Raw genomic sequence first — 15849 nt, 5'->3', positions numbered from 1 at the left:
CCCATGTCAGAGGAGATCCTCGGCGTCGCCGCAGCCGCGGAGCTGATCCGCTCGGGCGAGTTGACGGCCGTCGACTACGCGACCACCTTGCTGGACAGAGCCGAGCAGTGCACCGGCCTGAATGCGTTCGTCACGATCGATCCCGGTCAGGTCATGCACGCCGCCGCGGCCGCGGACGAGGCGATCGCCGCCGGCGACGCCCGCCCGCTGCTCGGTGTGCCACTGGGGGTGAAGGACAGCTTCCTCACGCGAGACCTGCCGACGTCGTTCGGTACGGCGATCCTGCGGGATCATCGGTCGGGTCGCGACGCTGCCGCGGTGGCGGCGTTGCGGGAGGCCGGGGCTGTTGTCTTCGGCAAGAACAACCTGGCCGAGATGTCGTTCGGGCTGACCGGTGAGAACCCGCACCACGGCCAGGTGCTCAATCCGTACGACGTCACGCGGATCACCGGCGGGTCGTCGAGCGGAGCCGGGGCCGCGGTCGCGGCGGGCATCGTGCCGGGTGCGCTGGCAGGTGACACGATCGGGTCGATTCGGGTGCCGGCCGCGCTGTGCGGGGTGGTCGGGTTCAAGCCGACGCCGCTGCGATGGTCGTCGGTGGGCGCGGCGCCGATCTCGTCCGCCTTGGACGCCACGGGCGTCGTGGCCCGGACCGTCGAGGACTGCGTGCTGATGGACTCGGTGCTCGCCGGGTCCGCGAGTGGCAGCGCGGTGGTCGGCGATCTCGAGGGAGTGCGGCTCGCCGTGGCGCCGGCGTACTTCCTGACCGGGGTCGATCCCGAGGTCGAGCTGATCTTCCTGCGCGCGGTGCGGCGGCTCGAGGACGCGGGGGCGGAGATCGTCGAGGTGGATCTCGGGGCGGAGTTCGGCGCGGTCGCCGATCGGGCGACGTGGCCGATCTTCTTCCGGGAGACTCGGCCTGCCATCGAAGAGTTCCTGCGCCGGTACGGCGTACCGGCGTCCTTCGAGCAGGTCCACGCAGCGATGGGCGAGCACATCCGCGGGCGGTGGTCCCGGCTGGTTGTCGACGGCGCGCCGGACGCGATCTCGGCCGAGCGGTACGCCGCCGCGGTGCAGACGGCTCGGCCGGAGCTGCGGTGGCGGCTGGACGAACTGGCGTTCGACGTCGCTGACGCGCTGGTGTTCCCGACCACGGCGTGCGCGGCGCCGCGGATCGCGGACCAGTGGAGCTACTCGGTGGCCGGGCAGCCGGTGACCGACACCTACCTCGCCCGGAACACGCATCTGGCGAACACCGCTGGGCTCCCGGGGATCAGTCTGCCGATGGGATTGACCGCCGAAGGGCTGCCGGTCGGTATCGAGCTGGACGGACGAGCGCACGACGACGAGCGGTTGCTCGACATCGCCCGGCAGGTCGAGTCGGTGCTCGGGTCGATCCCGCCGCCGATCCTCGACCGGGAGAGCGGGCCGCCGGCTGCCGCTGCGCGAAAGGGGCTGTGACATGGACGGAATCGCCGACCTCGGTGGCGCGGACGGCTGGGGGCGGGTGACCGCGCCGGACCCGGACGAGAAGGTGTTCCCGCAGATCTGGCACGGGCGGGCGTTCGCGCTGACCTTGCTGTCGATCCGCGTCTCGGGCCGGAACGTCGACGCGTTCCGGCACGCGCTGGAACGGCTGGACCCGGTCGACTACCTGAATGACGGGTACTTCGGGCGCTGGCTGAACGCGTCCGAGACGATGCTGACCGAGAGCGGCATTCTCGCGCCCGGCGCCATCGCGGCCCGCGCGCGGAACCTGCGCGGCGAGACGGTCGAGGAGCCGCCGACACCGGAGCCGAACCGCCCGGACTACAAGCCGACCGCTGAGGGGTCGCTGCGGCCGCTCGACACACCACCGCTGTACGCCGTCGGCGCCGAGGTCTGCGCCAAAGACCGGTCCGTGCCCGGACACAGCCGCCTGCCGCAGTACGTCCGTGGCCGGCGCGGTGTCGTGGAGCTGGTCCAGCCGTCGGCGTTGCTGCCTGACACCCACGCGCACTTCCTTGGCGAGAACCCGCAGTACGTCTACTCGGTGCGTTTCGACTCGCACGAGTTGTGGGGCAGTGAGGCCGAGTCGTTCGCCCTGACCATCGAACTCTTCGAGAACTACCTGGAGACCGCATGAGTACGCCGGAACCCCCGTCCGCGGCGCTGCGCACCGAGGCGCTGGAACAGCTGTTGACCGAACGCGGCCTGATCGACCCGGCTGTGGTCGACAAGCTGATCACGAACTACGAGACCAACGTCGGGCCGCTGAACGGCGCCAAGGTGGTCGCGAAAGCGTGGAGCGATCCGGCCTACCGGGACCGGCTGTTCGAGGACGGGACCGCGGCGATCAAGGAACTGGGGTTCAGCGGTTCGCAGGGGGAGCACATCGTCGTCGTCGAGAACACGAGGAGCGTGCACAACGTGGTGGTCTGCACGCTGTGTTCCTGCTATCCGTGGCCGGTGCTCGGGCTGCCGCCGAGCTGGTACAAGGATCCGTCGTACCGGGCTCGGGTGGTGCGAGAACCGCGGAAGGTCCTGGCGGAGATGGGGTTGTCGCTGGCCGACGACGTCGAGGTCATCGTTCGCGACTCGAGCAGCGAAGTGCGCTGGCTCGTGCTGCCCGAGCGGCCGGACGGCACCGAGGGGTGGGCCGAGGAGGACCTCGTGCCGTTGGTCAGCCGGGACGCGATGATCGGTGTGGCCAAGGTCGCGGCGCCATGAGCGCGCCGTTGGAGGTGGAGGGACCGGGAGCTCCGCCCCGGTCGAACGGGGAGCTGGTTTTCGCCGCCCCCTGGGAGAGCAGAGCATTCGGCCTGGTGATGGCCCTGTACGAGGACGGCGTACTGACCTGGCCTGTGTTCCAGGCGGCGTTGATCGCGCGCATCGCGGCATGGGAGGCGGACGCCGAGCAGTGCGGGTGGAGCTACTACGAGCACTGGCTCGGTGCGCTCGAGGACGTGCTCGGAGGTGCGGTCACCGGTGAGGTCACCGCCCGGGCCCTGCTGCTCGCGGACCGCCCGGACGGCCACGACCACCGCGACGGCGAAGTTGGGCACGGTCACGGGCACTGACCCATCAAGAACAGGGCTCCGTGTCGGCCGTGGAACGACATCACCCGGCACGGGGCCTGATCACTTCATTCGGGCCTCGTCACGAACGACCGCGCGGGGGCGATACATCGACCGCGCACCGGGTCCATCACGGCCATTTCTGTGCCGGGCAGAGCCTACGACGCCCGCCAGTATCCGTTGGCGGCGGCAACGGTCTGGAAGTTGATCGCGATGACCTGAGAGCTCGCGATCAAACTGTCGGGGTTCTCGGCGTACTCCGGCCGCAGTCGAGTCCGGACCTCGTCCGACGGCTGGGTCATCTTCACGCCGACGCGGGCCATCTTGATGGCGAGCTGGAACCCCGCCTCGGGGGTTTCGGTCGTCAGTGTCGGGAGCCACGAGTCTGACATGGCAGGCCTCCTTGTATTGGTTGTGTACAACTTACTTGTGCACAACCAAATTGCGCAAGCCGGGTGGGTAAACTGAGCCGCGATGACGATCGAGGACGATGTGACAACGACAGCTGATCGAACAGCGAGGCACGCGAGGCTCGACGATCAGCTGTGCTTCGCGCTGTACGCGGCGTCGAAAGCCGTGTCGGGCGCGTATCGGATGCTCCTGAAGGAGCTGGACCTGACGTATCCGCAGTATCTCGCGATGCTCGCGGTGTGGGAGCACGACGGACTCACTGTGGCGGAGGTCGGTGCGGCGGTGGGTCTCGACTCGGGCACGCTCTCGCCCTTGCTGCAGCGCTTGGAACGCCTGGAGTTGGTGCGTCGTGAGCGCAGTGCCGAGGACGAACGGGTCGTCCGCATTCATCTCACTGCTCGCGGGGCGCAGATGGAGAAGCGAGTCACGCCGGTTCGTGTCGCCGTGGAGTCGGCGACGGGACTCGACGACGAGCAGTTCAGGGAACTGCGCGAGAACCTTCATCGGCTGACTGCGACAGTGACGGCCCAGGCGGCCCAACTTGGAGGGTCGGCCTAACGTTCGCGGCCCCGGACCTCCTGGCATGGCCGGGCTGGTCGAATTTGCTGGCTTTACTCAACTGAAGTCAGAGACCTATATTGCTAACTCCTCGATGAGCAAGGTGCGGTGGAAGCCCAAATGGGCCCTCGCTGGATCTCGACCAGTCAGGAGAAGGCTGTGGGACAGGTAGGCATGCTGACGAGTGCTGAGGTGGACGGGTTTCGGTTGGCGTACGGCCGGGCGGGGGAGGGGCCTCCCGTCGTGCTGCTGCACGGGTGGCCGGGGGATCGGTCGGACTACCGGCTGCTGGCGCCGATGCTCGTCGAGGCCGGGCGGCAGGTCGTGGTGCCGGATCTGCGCGGGTTCGGTGACTCGGACAAGCACGTCGTCGACGGCCAGTACGACGCGTCCGCGCAGGGGCGGAGTGTGCTCGGGCTGATCGACGAGCTCGGCCTGGAGCGGCCGGTGCTGGTCGGGTACGACATCGGGAGCCGGATCGCGCAGGCGATCGCCAAGACGCGTCCGGACGCGGTCGGCGGGCTGGTGATCGCGCCGCCGTTGCCGGGCATCGGGACACGGGTGTTCGGGGAGCCGGCGCAGGCGGAGTTCTGGTACCAGCCGTTCCACAAGCTGCCGGTCGTCGAGGAGCTGATCGACGGCAAGGCGGACGCCGTACGGGACTATCTGCGGCACTTCTGGACGCACTGGTCCGGGCCGGGGTTCGAGCCTGAGCTGGATGGGCTGGTTGAGAAGTACTCGGTGCCGGGTGCGTTCACGGCGTCGATCAACTGGTACCGGGCAGGTGCGGGGGCGGTCGCGGCGTCAGTCGCCGAGGTCGTGCCGGAGGCTGCGCGGCGGATCGGCGTACGGACTGCTGTTGTGTGGCCCGAGTTCGACCCGTTGTTTCCGCGGGAGTGGTCGGACCGGGTGGACGAGTTCTTCAGTGACGTGACGCTGCGGTTCGTGGACGGCGTCGGGCACTTCGCGCCGCTGGAGTATCCGGAAGTGCTCGTCGACGAGGTTCTGAAGCTGAGCTGACACCCTCTCCTCCGCTACCGGCGGTGCGCCTGAATGTGTCGGAAGCTCTCGGTGGCAAGGATGCTGGGGGATCACCGGTGTTCGATGCGGGTGTGGGCAGGGTCGCGAGACGGTTGGGCCGGTGAGTCGAGGGTCGTGAGCAGACGCAGGCGCTCTTCGCTGTCGCTTCCGGGGAGGGCGTGGTAGGTGACGAGAGTCTGTCCGCCGGCTCCAGGGACGAGGAACTTCTCGTAGCCCAGTTCGAGAGGGCCGACCTGGGGGTGCTGAAAGATGCTTGTTCCGCTGGACTTGTGCTTGACATCCTGGCGGGCCCACAGCTTGCGGAAGCGTTCGCTGCGCAGCGAGAGCTCGCCCACGATCTCCACCAGCCGGGGGTCGTCGACGTCGGCGCCGGCGACGGACCGCAGGTAGGGGACGATCCGGGCGGTCATCGCGTCCCAGTCGGTGTGCAGCTCGCGGAGTTCAGGATCAAGGAAGGCGGCGATCATGCTGTTCCGGCCCGGCGTATTGACCGGCGAGAGCGCGACCGCGAGACGATTGGCCGCGAGCACGTCCATGTACCTGCCGTGGATGTAGGCGGGTGTGAGTGGCCAGCTGTCGATCAACGTGCGGATGCCGTCGGCAACGGTCTCCGGGCGCCGGGGCCGGTTGCGCCGGCGGCTGTCCGGCGTTCCGACCTGAACCAGGTAGGCGGTTGCCTCGTCGTCGAGCTGGAGTGCGTTGGCGATGCTGAGGAGAACCTGTTCGGAGGGATGACGGTCGCGGCCCTGCTCGAGCCGTACGTAGTAGTCCGAGCTGACCCCGGCCAGGAAGGCCACCTCCTCGCGCCGGAGGCCAGGGACGCGCCGGTTTCCCAGATCGGGGATCCCTACGGCGCCCGGCTGCACGAGCTCTCTGCGAGCGCGCAGGTAGTTCGCGAGGGTGCCCAGATCATCGGTCGATGCCATGTCCCCAGGGTAGGCACCGACCGCGACGACCTGGGTAGCCCTGACGCTCCCAGTCTCAGCGCACCCTGGGCCACTCCTGGTCGCCGCCACAGACTGATGGCATGACCGAACTTTTCAGCAGTCCCTTCGACCGGAACTCGACGGCGTCCGAGGTTGTCGAAGGTGTCGACCTGACAGGCCGACGTGCCGTGATCACCGGGGCCAATTCCGGGATCGGTGTCGAGACGGCTCGGGCGCTCGCCGCCGCGGGCGCGGAGGTCACCCTCGCCGTACGCCGGCCGGAGGTCGGCCAGGAGGTGGCCGACGACCTGAGGAAGTCGACCGGGAACGACGCGATTCACGTGGCAGAGGTCGACGTTGCCAACCTTGACTCGGTGAACGCGTTCACCGCCGGGTGGCGCGGGCCGTTGCACATCCTCATCAACAACGCCGGCATCATGATGCCGCCCGAGCTCTCGCGGGGAATCGGTGGCCATGAGCAACAGTTCGCCACCAACTATCTCGGGCACTTCGCCCTGACGCTGGGCTTGCACGATGCGCTGACAGCGGCCGGGCGTGCTCGGGTCGTCTCGGTGGCGTCGGGAGGTCACCTGTTCTCTCCGGTGGTCTTCGACGACCTCGACTTCCGCTTCCGGCCGTACGACGCGCTCGCCGCCTACGGGCAGTCCAAGACCGCTGAGATCCTCCTCGCGGTCGAGGCGGACCGTCGGTGGGTGGGGGAGGGGATCCGGGCGAATGCTCTGCATCCCGGGGCGATCGCCACGAACCTGCAGCGTCACACGGGTGGCCTGCGTACTCCCGAGCCGTACCGCAAGACGATCGAGCAGGGCGCGGCCACCTCGGTGTTCCTTGCAGCCTCCCCGCTGGTCGAGAACATCGGCGGTCGCTACTTCGAGGATGTCAATGAGGCGCCAGTCGTGACCTCACGCCCGGCGGAGCTCGGCCAGCCGGGCGTCGCGGCCTATGCCTTGGATCCTGTCAACGCTACGCGGCTGTGGGACCTCGCGTCCCGCATCGTGCGCTGAGTCGAAGGGACGGATGATGGAGAAGATCAAGAGGTCGGGTTCATCGGCCTTGGTGACCAGGGCGGACCGATGGCAGAGGCCATCGGTGAGTCAGGATTCGAGCTCCACGTGTGGGTCCGGCGGCCGGCATCGCTCGCGGCAGTCGAGAGCGTGCCGCACGTCGTCGACGAGACCTTGGCGGATTTGGCGGGAGCGGTCGACCTGGTCGCGCTCTGCTTGCGCGACGACGCCGACATCTGGAGTGTGCTGGACGACCAGGGACTCCTGGCGAATCTCGCTGCGGGCACGATTGTCGTCAATCACGGTACCGGTGATCCCGGTGAGGCCGAACGGATCGCCGCACATGTTGAGGAGGTCGGCGCTGTCTATCTGGACGCGCCGGTCAGCGGCGGCAGTCCGGGTGCTCGTGCTCGGACGTTGACCACCTTCGTGGGAGGTTCCCCTGAAGTGGTCGAGCGCGCGCTGCCGGTCTTCGAGACGTTCAGCAACACCACCCGCCGGATGGGGCCGGTGGGCGCCGGACAGCTCACGAAGCTGTTCAACAACGCGCTGACCATTACCAACATGAAGAACGCCGAGGATGTGCTCACGCTCGCCGCGCGGGCAGGGCTCGACCTTCCCGCGTTGATCGAGGTTGTCGGTACCAGCAGCGGTGGAAGCGCCGCTCTCCATGGCCTCGGGTACGACCTGACGCCGGAGCTGGCGGACCATGTTCACCACCTGATGAGCAAGGACATGCAGCACTTCGCCGATGTCGTACGAGACGCCGGCGGCGACCCGAGTGAGATCCTGACCCTGGGCCTGGCCGGTGCCGACGGTCTGCCGCGAGTCGCCCGACTGATCGCCGACGCGAAGCTGGCCGGATCACCTCATTAGGTTGGTGGTGACGAGCCGGTCGAATTCGGCCAGGGGAGTAGCCGCGCCGTTGCGGACAACCGGGGCGTCGGCGATGAATCCCGCGGTGTTGATGTTGGGGTGCAGGCTGCCGAACTGCTCGACGGTCTGCGGGACGGCCGCCCGCACGGCGTCGGCATCGGAGACGAGCGCCACCTTGCCACTGATCTCCATGGGTTCGGAGCCTTCCTGCTAGCGCGCGATGAGCTCGAGAGACACGTCCCAGAGCCGCTCGGCGTCTTTGGCATCGAGCGCATGGGGGCGCACGCCGGACTCGCCTTCGATCTCGTCGGTGAGTTCGGCCTCGTTGTTGTCCTCGAAGTACCGGCCGGTGACGCCTTCCAGAAGAGGAGAGGCGGCCAGAAGCACGCTGGTGGAGGCGCCTTGCTCGGGGGTCTTCCAGTCGTAGTTGTCGAAGATCTCCTGGGCGGCCGCGCTGGTTTGGTGGCGCTGCAGCGCGGTGCGGATCCCGCCAGGCATCAAGGCGTTCGCGGTGATGCCGTCGGAAGCCCAGCGACGGCCGGCTTCAACGGCGAAGAGGACGTTGGCGGTCTTCGACTGCCCGTAGGCGGACCACTCCTCGTACTGCCGGTGCTCGAACATGATGTCGTCGAACACGATCGGGGAGACCCGATGCGCGTTCGAGCTGACTGAGACGATCCTTGCGTTGCCGGCGGCGGCGAGCGCGCTGTGCAAGCTGAGCGCGAGCGCGAAGTGCCCGAGGTGGTTGGTGGCGAACTGAAGCTCCCAGCCTTCGGGGGTGCGGTGGATCTCGGGCAGAGCCATCACGCCGGCGTTGTTGATCAGGACGTCGAGCGATCCCGTCCAGCCGTCGCTGAAGGCGTGGATGGAATCGCGGTCGAGCAGGTCGAGCTTCGCGACCTGAATGCTGCCCGCCTGGGCTTTGGCGCGGATCTCTTCGGCCGCGCGCTCTCCAGCGGCGACGTCGCGCACGGCGATCGTGATCTCTGCGCCCTTCGCGGCCAGGGCGCGGGCGGCCTCGGCGCCAATGCCGGAGCCGCCGCCGGTGACGATGATGCGCTTGCCGGTCAGGTCGAGCCCGTCCAGTACTTCGTCGTCGGTCGTCGTGCGGCTGAAGGGTGTCGTGAAGCGCTCGGTGCTCATCAGTCGAGGGTCCTTCTGGTGGGGTTACAGTGGAAGTGGAATCTCTTCCGGTTTAACGCCACCGTAACCGGAATCTATTCCGCTTCGCAACGACGGTGCTGGTGGGAAGGAAGAGCTGTGCCCCCTGAGCGTGCTCCGCGTGCTGACGCGCGCCGCAATCGCGAGCGGCTGCTCGCCTCGGCCTCACGGCTGCTCGTCGAGCGTGGGTCCGAGGCCACCTTCATCGATATCGCGAAGGACGCAGGAGTCGGCGTCGGCACCGTCTACCGGCACTTTCCGACCCGCGAGGCGTTGATCGAGGCGGCGTACCAAAGTGAGCTGGACGCGGTCTGTGACGCGGCGCCTGAGCTTGTCGCAGCTCTGCCCGCCGAGGAGGCGCTGCGTGCCTGGATGGATCGTTTCGTCGACTACATGACGACAAAGATCGGGATGGGCGAAGCGATGCGCGCCGTCATCTCGGCCGGGACGAATCCCTACGCCCGCAGTCGTGAACGGCTCGATGCGGCGCTGGAGATTCTGATCGGCGCGACGACTGAGGCCGGCGCCACTCGAGCCGGAGTGAACGTCGACGACGTACTGATGACGTTGAGCGGCATTGCCATGGCTGCCGGCGCCGCGGCAGAGAGCGGGCAGGCCGGCCGGATGCTCGACCTGCTACTGGATGGACTGCGACCCCGCGCCTGAGATCTGTGGTGGCCAATGGTGGCCAGTTTGTCTGCGTGGAGGTTCGGACTGTGCCTCGAAGTCTCTACGCTCCAAGGACGACGCTGCCGCGGTGTTCAGACATCTTCCAGCTGGTCCGGCAGCTCGGAATCGACGACGCACGGCTGGTACCAGTCGTTGTGGAAGGACATAGCCGAGTGGGTACTCGCTGCGTTGCCAAGACGATCTTTCCGATCTGTGCTCAAACTGGGTGTGGCGCACCCAGGAGTAGCAGACCCTTCTGCGGTAGCTCAGGGTGACGTTGACTCAGGTCAACGAAACCTGAGAGGCAAGTAACCATGAGCATCGTGATCATCACCGGCGGCAGTCGCGGCATCGGCGCCGCGACCGCGGTCGCCTGTGCGGCCCGCGGTATGGGCGTCATCCTCACCTACAACAGCAGCCCCGCAGCCGCGGACGACGTGGTCGAGCGGATCGTCAAGGACGGCGGGCAGGCCGTCGCGCTGAAGCTCGACGTCGGGGACAGTTCGTCGTTCCCGGCCTTCGTCGACGAAGTCCGTACGGCGTTGCGCGCGACCTGGGACCGCGACGACTTCGACTCGCTGGTGAACAACGCCGGCTACGGCCTGTTCAACCCGATCGCCACCGTCACCGAGGAGCAGTTCGACGGGCTGTACAACGTGCACCTGAAGGGGCCGTTCTTCCTGACCCAGGCCCTGTTGCCGTTGATGGCGGACGGCGGTCAGATCGTGAACCTCGGCAGCACAACAAGCCGCGTCGCGACGGCGGGCGTCGCGCCGTACGCGAGTTTCAAGGGTGGGCTGGAAGTGCTCACCCGGTACATGGCCAAGGAGTTCGGCGACCGCCGGATCCGGGCCAACTCGGTCGCCCCTGGCCCCATCCGCACCGAGCTGGCTGGTGGGATCAACGACGAGTTCGAGGCGTTACTGGCTGGGCAGACCGCGCTCGGTCGGGTCGGCGAACCGGAGGAGGTCGGCGAGGTCGTCGCGAGCCTGCTGTCAGCGGAGACCCGCTGGGTCAATGCCCAGTCGATCGAGATCTCCGGCGGCTACATCATCTGACGCTCCCAGCCGGTGAGGACAGTTGGCACGCGGTGGAGATCCCCAGGAGGACCTTCTACATGCGGCGCTTCCCGGCGTGGAGCGATCCCAGAAGGGCGAGTGAGTCGGCGTCCTGGCTGCCAGCGGCCGCCGTACCGACCAGGAGGTACTGGCCGGGCGCGTGCTGGACGTCGAAGGTCTGGTAGTTCAGCGTGATCCGGCCCAGCTCTGGGTGATTGAAAGTCTTGGATTTGCTGCCGAGGCTGCTGACGCCGTGCTCGTTCCAGAGCTGCGCGAAGTCCTTGCTGGAGGCAAGTAGATCGTCGGCGAGGGCGCGGACAGCGACGTCTTCGGCGCTGGCAAGGCGGAGTGCCTCGACCGAGTCGCGGGCGACCTTCGGCCAGTCGGCGAACAGCTCGCGGGCGGCCGGGTCGTGGAACAGCGTGTGCAGCATGTTGCGGCGGTCGACCAGGGAGGCGAGCAGCGCCTCTGCCAGGTCGTTGCCGGCCAGGACCTCGAGGCGGCGGTTGATGATGTAGGCAACGGCTGTCGGGAATGCGTCCATCAGCTGCAGGAGTGCGGCATCGACCTGGTCGCCCGGGCCTTCCGTTGGCGTCGGCAACAAGCCGGCCAGGCGATACGCGTGCAGGCGGGCGTCCTCGGAAAGCTTGAGTGACCGGGCGATCGCGTCGACCACCCGGCCCGAGGGATTGCGCTCCCGGCCCTGTTCCAGGCGGATGTAGTAATCAGTACTCACACCGGCGAGTACCGCCAGCTCCTCGCGGCGAAGACCGGCCACTCGTCGTGGGCCGTGCACCGGCAACCCGACGTCCGCCGGCTCGACCTGCGACCGCATGACGCGGAGGAACTCACCCAACTCGTTGGTCACTTGGTGATTCTATCGGCCGCGGTGACCTGACGACTGCCGAGGCGACCATTGCCGACCCGTAGACACCGATGACACAGCTCCAGATCTCGCCGCAACTTCGGCAATTCCTTGGCCGGCTGCGGACGCGTGCGGAGCTGCTCGCGGTGATCACCCAGCTCACCCTCGTCGCGCAAATGTATGGGCAAGATCTGCCTGCCGCCGCAAGGCGGCGCATCTTGCAGCCCTTGGAGCCTTGGCGATTCCGGCGCTCGACGCGCCGCCTAAACGGAGGCTGCCGAGGCGAGCCGTACCTGAGAGCGAATGCGTGTAGGCCGGAGCCGTCCGTGTGGAATTCTGCAAGGATGCGCTGGCTGTTTCCCGAGGCATCGCAGCCGTCGTCGAGGTGCAGCTTGCCATGGCCGACCCGGCAACGCTTGATGTGCACGGATTGGGGAAGTCACCCGCAACGTCGGGCACCGCGGAGACTACCCCGTGCGGTGCAGCGGTGGGCGGCCACAATCTCCTTGAGGCCGCCCCGCCATTGGCTCAGACGGTCGGGACCGTGCCGCCGTCGATGACGTACTCGGCGCCCACGATGGCCGAGGCGCGGTCCGAGACCAGGAACCCGACCAGGTCGGCGATCTCCTCGGGCTGGGCGAACCGCCCCAGGGGAACCCCGCCGAGGGAGTCGTAGATCGTTTGCTTGGCGCCCTCGCGGGTGAGCCCGTTGCCCTCGGCGATCCGGTCCACGAACCGCTCGTAGGCCTCGGTCTCGATGCCGCCGGGGCTGATCGCGTTGATCCGCACGCCGCGTGGTGCGAGTTCGTTGGCGAGGCCCTTGCTGTACGTGCGCAGCGCCGCCTTGGCTGCCGCGTACGCCAGCGACGCGTCGTACTGCGGTAGTTCCCGCTGGATCGAGGTGAAGTGCAGCACCACACCCGACCCGGCCCCGGCCATCGGCGGCAGGAGGGCTCGGTCGAGCCGCACCGCACCCAAGAAGTTCAGGTTCAGTTCGGTCAGCCACTGCTCTTCGGTGATGACTGCGAACCCACCCGACGGCGTCGAGGCGCCCCCGACGACGTGCACGAGGATGTCGAGCGCGCCGACGGACTCGGCGATGCGGTCCGCCACAAGCTGCGCGCCATCGACGGTCGACGTGTCCGCCTCGATGAACCGTTCGGGGCGGTCGTACCCGTCGGGCATCGTCCGGGCCGTGGTCCACACGTCGGCGCCCATCTCCCGCAGGCGGGTGACGACGGCCTTGCCCGAACCCTTCGACCCGCCCGTAACGAGCGCGTGGCGGCCGTCGAGGCGGTCACGTTCTTTGCTGGACATGCTTCCTCTTCCTTCTGACGGTTCGGTGGTGTGCGGTCGGGCTCAGGCTTCGTGGTTGGCGATGACCAGCTCGGCCACGAGGTTGCCGCGGAGGGTGAAGCGGTAGTCCAGGTCGGCGACGCCGCCCGGGAAGGTGCCCTCGAGGCGCAGGGTCACCACCCAGTGGTCGTCGTCGACGCGGCGGGCGCCGATCTGCTCGGTGGTGTACTCGAATTCGGCGCCGGCGTCGCGCAGGAACGCGTGCACCTCGTCGCGACCCCGAAAGGTCTCGTTCTGGTCGACGATCACGACGTCTTCGACGAGGAACGACGAGGCCGTGTCGGCGTCGTGCACGGTGCTTGCTGCGAGGAAGTCGCGGACGGTGGTCGGGAGGGTGTCGGAGCGGAGGTCGTTGTGTGTCATGTCGTCACCGTGCGGCCTCGCGGCGCAGGAGGGTCAAGCGTTGGACCCTCCCCCAGGGAGAGCCTTCACACTGGAGGCGTGCTGACCATCGGGGAGTTCTCGCGTCTGACCCACCTGAGCGTGCGGACCCTGCGCCGCTACCACGAGGGGGAGCTGCTCGAGCCGGCCGTCGTGGACGAGGCGACCGGCTACCGCTACTACTCCGTCGAGCAGATCCCGACCGCGCAGGTCATCAACCGGCTCCGCGAGCTCGACGTCCCCTTGAGCGACGTGCAGCAGATCCTGCGGACGCCGGACCCCGGCGTCCGGTCGACCCTGGTCGCGGGTCACCTGCGGCGCTTGGAGGCCGAGCTGGATCGCACCCGGGCCGCGGTCACCTCGCTGCGCCGCCTCCTGCAGCCCGGCCCCGCGCCGATCGAGGTCGAGCTGCGCGCCGAACCGGCCCGCGAAGTCGCGGCGATTGAGGCCGTGATCGGGCACGCCGACGTCGAGGCGTGGTTCGCCGGCGCGATGGCCGAGCTGGAAGCAGCCGTGGGCGCGGGGGTGACGGGTCCGCCGGGGGGTACCTACGACAACTCGCTGTTCGAGGAGGGCCGCGGTCGGGTGCTGGTCTACCTGCCGACCCTCACCCCGCCGCGCACCGGACGGGTACACGCCGTGACCCTGCCCGCCGCGGAACTGGCGGTGACCACCCACGTCGGCGAGCACGATGGCGTGGACGTCACCTACGGCGAGCTCGGTGCGTGGGTCGTGGAGAACGCGATGTCGGTGGCTGGCTCCGTGCGGGAGGTTTACCGCGTGGGGCCCAAGGATGTGAGTGATCCGGCCGCCTGGCGCACGGAGATCGGGTGGCCGGTGTTCCGCGTGACATGAAAATTGTGGACAGTGGACCGCCGTCCTGGCCGAATCCGAGAGAGTTGGACTTAGCACCCGCTGCCCGTGCGTGTCCCCCCACCGCTGATGCACGGAGAGCACCTTGGCCCCGTCTGCCGGATCGCAGACGGGGCCGGAACCGAGCTCTAGTGGACCGTGACGGTCTGACCGAGGTCGTTGTAGCCGGTCTTGGGCTGCCAGGTGCCGGTGTTGGCGAGCTGGATCGCGTACGCCGAGTTGTAGGTGTCCGTGGATCCCGGCAGCTTGGTCAGCGATCGCAGCCTTGGCGACGCGTCGGCGACGTTGAGGAGGAGGCGGTACCGCCCCGGTACGGCGGGTGCGCGCACCTGGAGTGCGAGTTCGGTCGTCGTACCGGGTGCCCAGCGGCGTGGGTCGGCCGGCACGGTGACGGTGTAGCTGTGCTTGTCGCCTTGGAAGATCAGCTGGACCACTCGGGGGTTGTACGGTGCGGCCCAGCCGCTGTTCTGGATGTCGAGGTCGACCGAGACGGTGCCGCGCGGCCGGGTGTTCTTGGTGAAGGTCCCCTTGGTCAGGGAGAAGCGGTAGCCGAGTTGCTTCTTGGCGGCGGTGATGCCGGCGTCGCCCCAGGTGCTGAGGACGTCCTTGTTGTAGTCGGTGTTCAGGTACGACCAGTGCTGGTCGGCCATCTCGGCGGAGGCCTCGGGCCAGTCCGAGCGGGGTGAGTTCACGGCGCAGGTCTCGCCGCCTTGGGGCAAGTACCTGCTGTCCTGTGCGACGAAGTCCTTGTCGAGCTGGACCGGGTCACTGAGGTAGGTGCCGAAGTCGTCCGGGCTGGCCAGGAAGCAGTCGTTGTGGTGCCCGATCCGTGCCAGCGGCGAGCCGTTGTACGCCTGCCTCGCGGTGAGTCCACCCGCGGCACCGGTCGGGACGCCGTAGGTGCGCTGTTTCATGTACGGCGTGCGCACCTGGATCATCCGGTCGCGGGGGAGTGCGCGGAGGAGCGCGTCGGTGACGGCCTTGCGGTCGGCCCAGTTCTGGTCGGTGACGATGCTCGGGTCAGCGGGGTCGGAGAAGTGGTCGGTGTAGTAACCCTCGCCCCACAACCCGATGAAGCCCTGCTGGACCACCTCGATGACGTCGGAGTTCTCGCGCAGGATCGGCGTCAGCTGGGCGATGTGCTTGAGCACCCGGGCCACCGGTGCGTCCCCGTAGGGGGTGGGCGGTGGCCAGCCGGTACCGGGCAGCGCGTAGGCGAACCGGACGATCGCCTTCACCCCGGAAGCACGGATCGTCGTGAAGTCGGCGCGCACCTTGTCCAGGTAGGCCTTGTCGAGTTTGTCCTGGCTGGCGAACTTCTCCAGGTAGAAGACCCGGAGGATCTGGGTGATGTTCTCACTCGTGCGGTAGTTGGTCAGGGTGGTTCTGTCGAGCGGGACGTAGCCGGTGCCGTCGGCCCGGTAGTGCGTCTCGGTGTGGTGGTAGAAGCCGCGCTCGGGGTTGGCGATCACCGCTTCGGACGCGGCGTAGGTCCGGGTACTCTTCGATCCGTTGCCGGTAGCAACGGCTGCCTGGGTCGGTGCGAGCAGACCCAGCAAAGCGATGGAGGCGAGAAGCCGTTTCACAGTGGTC

Annotated in this window: 19 protein-coding genes; 11 read left to right on the top strand and 8 right to left on the bottom strand. The window is 68.0% G+C overall.

Translation table 11 applies throughout. The features are described from left to right. The first annotated feature begins 3 nt into the window (after window positions 1-3). From ACYVIO_RS35770 to ACYVIO_RS35755, 4 genes are read left to right on the top strand one after another with little or no spacing between them, the layout of a single operon-like run. Window positions 4-1461 (top strand): amidase family protein, encoded by a 1458-nt coding sequence (locus ACYVIO_RS35770; protein WP_460655397.1) that lies wholly within the window; start codon window positions 4-6, stop codon window positions 1459-1461. Window position 1462: 1 nt separating this feature from the next. Beyond that, the gene (gene nthB / locus ACYVIO_RS35765; protein WP_460655396.1) at window positions 1463-2125 is read left to right on the top strand and encodes a nitrile hydratase subunit beta; all 663 of its coding nucleotides are present in this window, start codon (window positions 1463-1465) and stop codon (window positions 2123-2125) included. Further along, window positions 2122-2709: a nitrile hydratase subunit alpha gene (gene nthA / locus ACYVIO_RS35760; RefSeq protein ID WP_460655395.1), complete on the top strand. Its 588-nt coding sequence runs from the start codon at window positions 2122-2124 to the stop codon at window positions 2707-2709. Before nthB ends, nthA begins: the two co-directional genes overlap by 4 nt. Beyond that, window positions 2706-3059, top strand: a complete 354-nt coding sequence (locus tag ACYVIO_RS35755) for a nitrile hydratase accessory protein (protein ID WP_460655394.1) — start codon at window positions 2706-2708, stop codon at window positions 3057-3059. The genes nthA and ACYVIO_RS35755 overlap by 4 nt, the downstream gene beginning before the upstream one ends. A 155-nt stretch (window positions 3060-3214) precedes the next feature. Here the strand turns inward: ACYVIO_RS35755 and ACYVIO_RS35750 are convergent, their stop codons facing one another. Further along, complete coding sequence (locus tag ACYVIO_RS35750; RefSeq protein ID WP_460655393.1) at window positions 3215-3448, bottom strand: hexameric tyrosine-coordinated heme protein; 234 nt, start codon at window positions 3446-3448, stop codon at window positions 3215-3217. 82 nt (window positions 3449-3530) lie between these two features. Here ACYVIO_RS35750 and ACYVIO_RS35745 point away from each other — a divergent pair, with 82 nt between their 5' ends. Both ACYVIO_RS35745 and ACYVIO_RS35740 read left to right on the top strand, forming a co-directional pair. Beyond that, on the top strand, window positions 3531-4025 hold the full coding sequence (locus ACYVIO_RS35745) for a MarR family winged helix-turn-helix transcriptional regulator (protein WP_460655392.1): 495 nt from the start codon (window positions 3531-3533) through the stop codon (window positions 4023-4025). 159 nt (window positions 4026-4184) lie between these two features. Further along, window positions 4185-5045 (top strand): alpha/beta fold hydrolase, encoded by an 861-nt coding sequence (locus ACYVIO_RS35740; protein WP_460655391.1) that lies wholly within the window; start codon window positions 4185-4187, stop codon window positions 5043-5045. A 71-nt stretch (window positions 5046-5116) separates the two neighbouring features. Here the strand turns inward: ACYVIO_RS35740 and ACYVIO_RS35735 are convergent, their stop codons facing one another. After that, complete coding sequence (locus ACYVIO_RS35735; RefSeq protein WP_460655390.1) at window positions 5117-5992, bottom strand: helix-turn-helix transcriptional regulator; 876 nt, start codon at window positions 5990-5992, stop codon at window positions 5117-5119. A 101-nt stretch (window positions 5993-6093) separates the two neighbouring features. Here ACYVIO_RS35735 and ACYVIO_RS35730 point away from each other — a divergent pair, with 101 nt between their 5' ends. After that, window positions 6094-7017 carry an SDR family NAD(P)-dependent oxidoreductase gene (locus tag ACYVIO_RS35730; RefSeq protein WP_460655389.1) on the top strand — a complete coding sequence of 308 codons (924 nt, stop codon included), beginning with the start codon at window positions 6094-6096 and terminating at the stop codon, window positions 7015-7017. Between the two features lie 42 nt (window positions 7018-7059). Next, window positions 7060-7893: an NAD(P)-dependent oxidoreductase gene (locus ACYVIO_RS35725; RefSeq protein WP_460655473.1), complete on the top strand. Its 834-nt coding sequence runs from the start codon at window positions 7060-7062 to the stop codon at window positions 7891-7893. Here ACYVIO_RS35725 and ACYVIO_RS35720 read toward each other — a convergent pair. Beyond that, window positions 7882-8085, bottom strand: a complete 204-nt coding sequence (locus tag ACYVIO_RS35720; protein ID WP_460655388.1) for a hypothetical protein — start codon at window positions 8083-8085, stop codon at window positions 7882-7884. The genes ACYVIO_RS35725 and ACYVIO_RS35720 overlap by 12 nt on opposite strands. A gap of 18 nt (window positions 8086-8103) precedes the next feature. Further along, window positions 8104-9036 carry an SDR family NAD(P)-dependent oxidoreductase gene (locus ACYVIO_RS35715; RefSeq protein ID WP_460655387.1) on the bottom strand — a complete coding sequence of 311 codons (933 nt, stop codon included), beginning with the start codon at window positions 9034-9036 and terminating at the stop codon, window positions 8104-8106. 117 nt (window positions 9037-9153) lie between these two features. Here ACYVIO_RS35715 and ACYVIO_RS35710 point away from each other — a divergent pair, with 117 nt between their 5' ends. Beyond that, window positions 9154-9720, top strand: a complete 567-nt coding sequence (locus tag ACYVIO_RS35710) for a TetR/AcrR family transcriptional regulator (protein ID WP_460655386.1) — start codon at window positions 9154-9156, stop codon at window positions 9718-9720. A 317-nt stretch (window positions 9721-10037) separates the two neighbouring features. Continuing rightward, window positions 10038-10781 (top strand): SDR family NAD(P)-dependent oxidoreductase, encoded by a 744-nt coding sequence (locus tag ACYVIO_RS35705; RefSeq protein ID WP_460655385.1) that lies wholly within the window; start codon window positions 10038-10040, stop codon window positions 10779-10781. A 55-nt stretch (window positions 10782-10836) separates the two neighbouring features. Here the strand turns inward: ACYVIO_RS35705 and ACYVIO_RS35700 are convergent, their stop codons facing one another. From ACYVIO_RS35700 to ACYVIO_RS35690, 3 genes are all read right to left on the bottom strand, one after another. After that, on the bottom strand, window positions 10837-11649 hold the full coding sequence (locus ACYVIO_RS35700) for a helix-turn-helix transcriptional regulator (RefSeq protein WP_460655384.1): 813 nt from the start codon (window positions 11647-11649) through the stop codon (window positions 10837-10839). 525 nt (window positions 11650-12174) lie between these two features. Continuing rightward, window positions 12175-12963 carry an SDR family oxidoreductase gene (locus ACYVIO_RS35695; RefSeq protein WP_460655383.1) on the bottom strand — a complete coding sequence of 263 codons (789 nt, stop codon included), beginning with the start codon at window positions 12961-12963 and terminating at the stop codon, window positions 12175-12177. Window positions 12964-13005: 42 nt separating this feature from the next. Next, entirely contained in the window at window positions 13006-13365 is a 360-nt protein-coding gene (locus ACYVIO_RS35690; protein WP_460655382.1) for a nuclear transport factor 2 family protein, read from the bottom strand. 78 nt (window positions 13366-13443) lie between these two features. Here ACYVIO_RS35690 and ACYVIO_RS35685 point away from each other — a divergent pair, with 78 nt between their 5' ends. After that, a complete protein-coding gene (locus ACYVIO_RS35685; RefSeq protein WP_460655381.1) occupies window positions 13444-14238 on the top strand; it encodes a MerR family transcriptional regulator in 795 nt (264 codons plus the stop codon). Window positions 14239-14384: 146 nt separating this feature from the next. Here ACYVIO_RS35685 and ACYVIO_RS35680 read toward each other — a convergent pair whose 3' ends face one another. Further along, on the bottom strand, window positions 14385-15842 hold the full coding sequence (locus ACYVIO_RS35680) for a DUF4832 domain-containing protein (protein ID WP_460655380.1): 1458 nt from the start codon (window positions 15840-15842) through the stop codon (window positions 14385-14387). Between the last annotated feature and the right edge of the window lie 7 nt (window positions 15843-15849).

The sequence above is a fragment of the Kribbella endophytica genome, from assembly GCF_054781295.1.
Note: the sequence above shows the minus strand (reverse complement) of the source record. Positions and strands in the feature narration are given on the sequence as shown.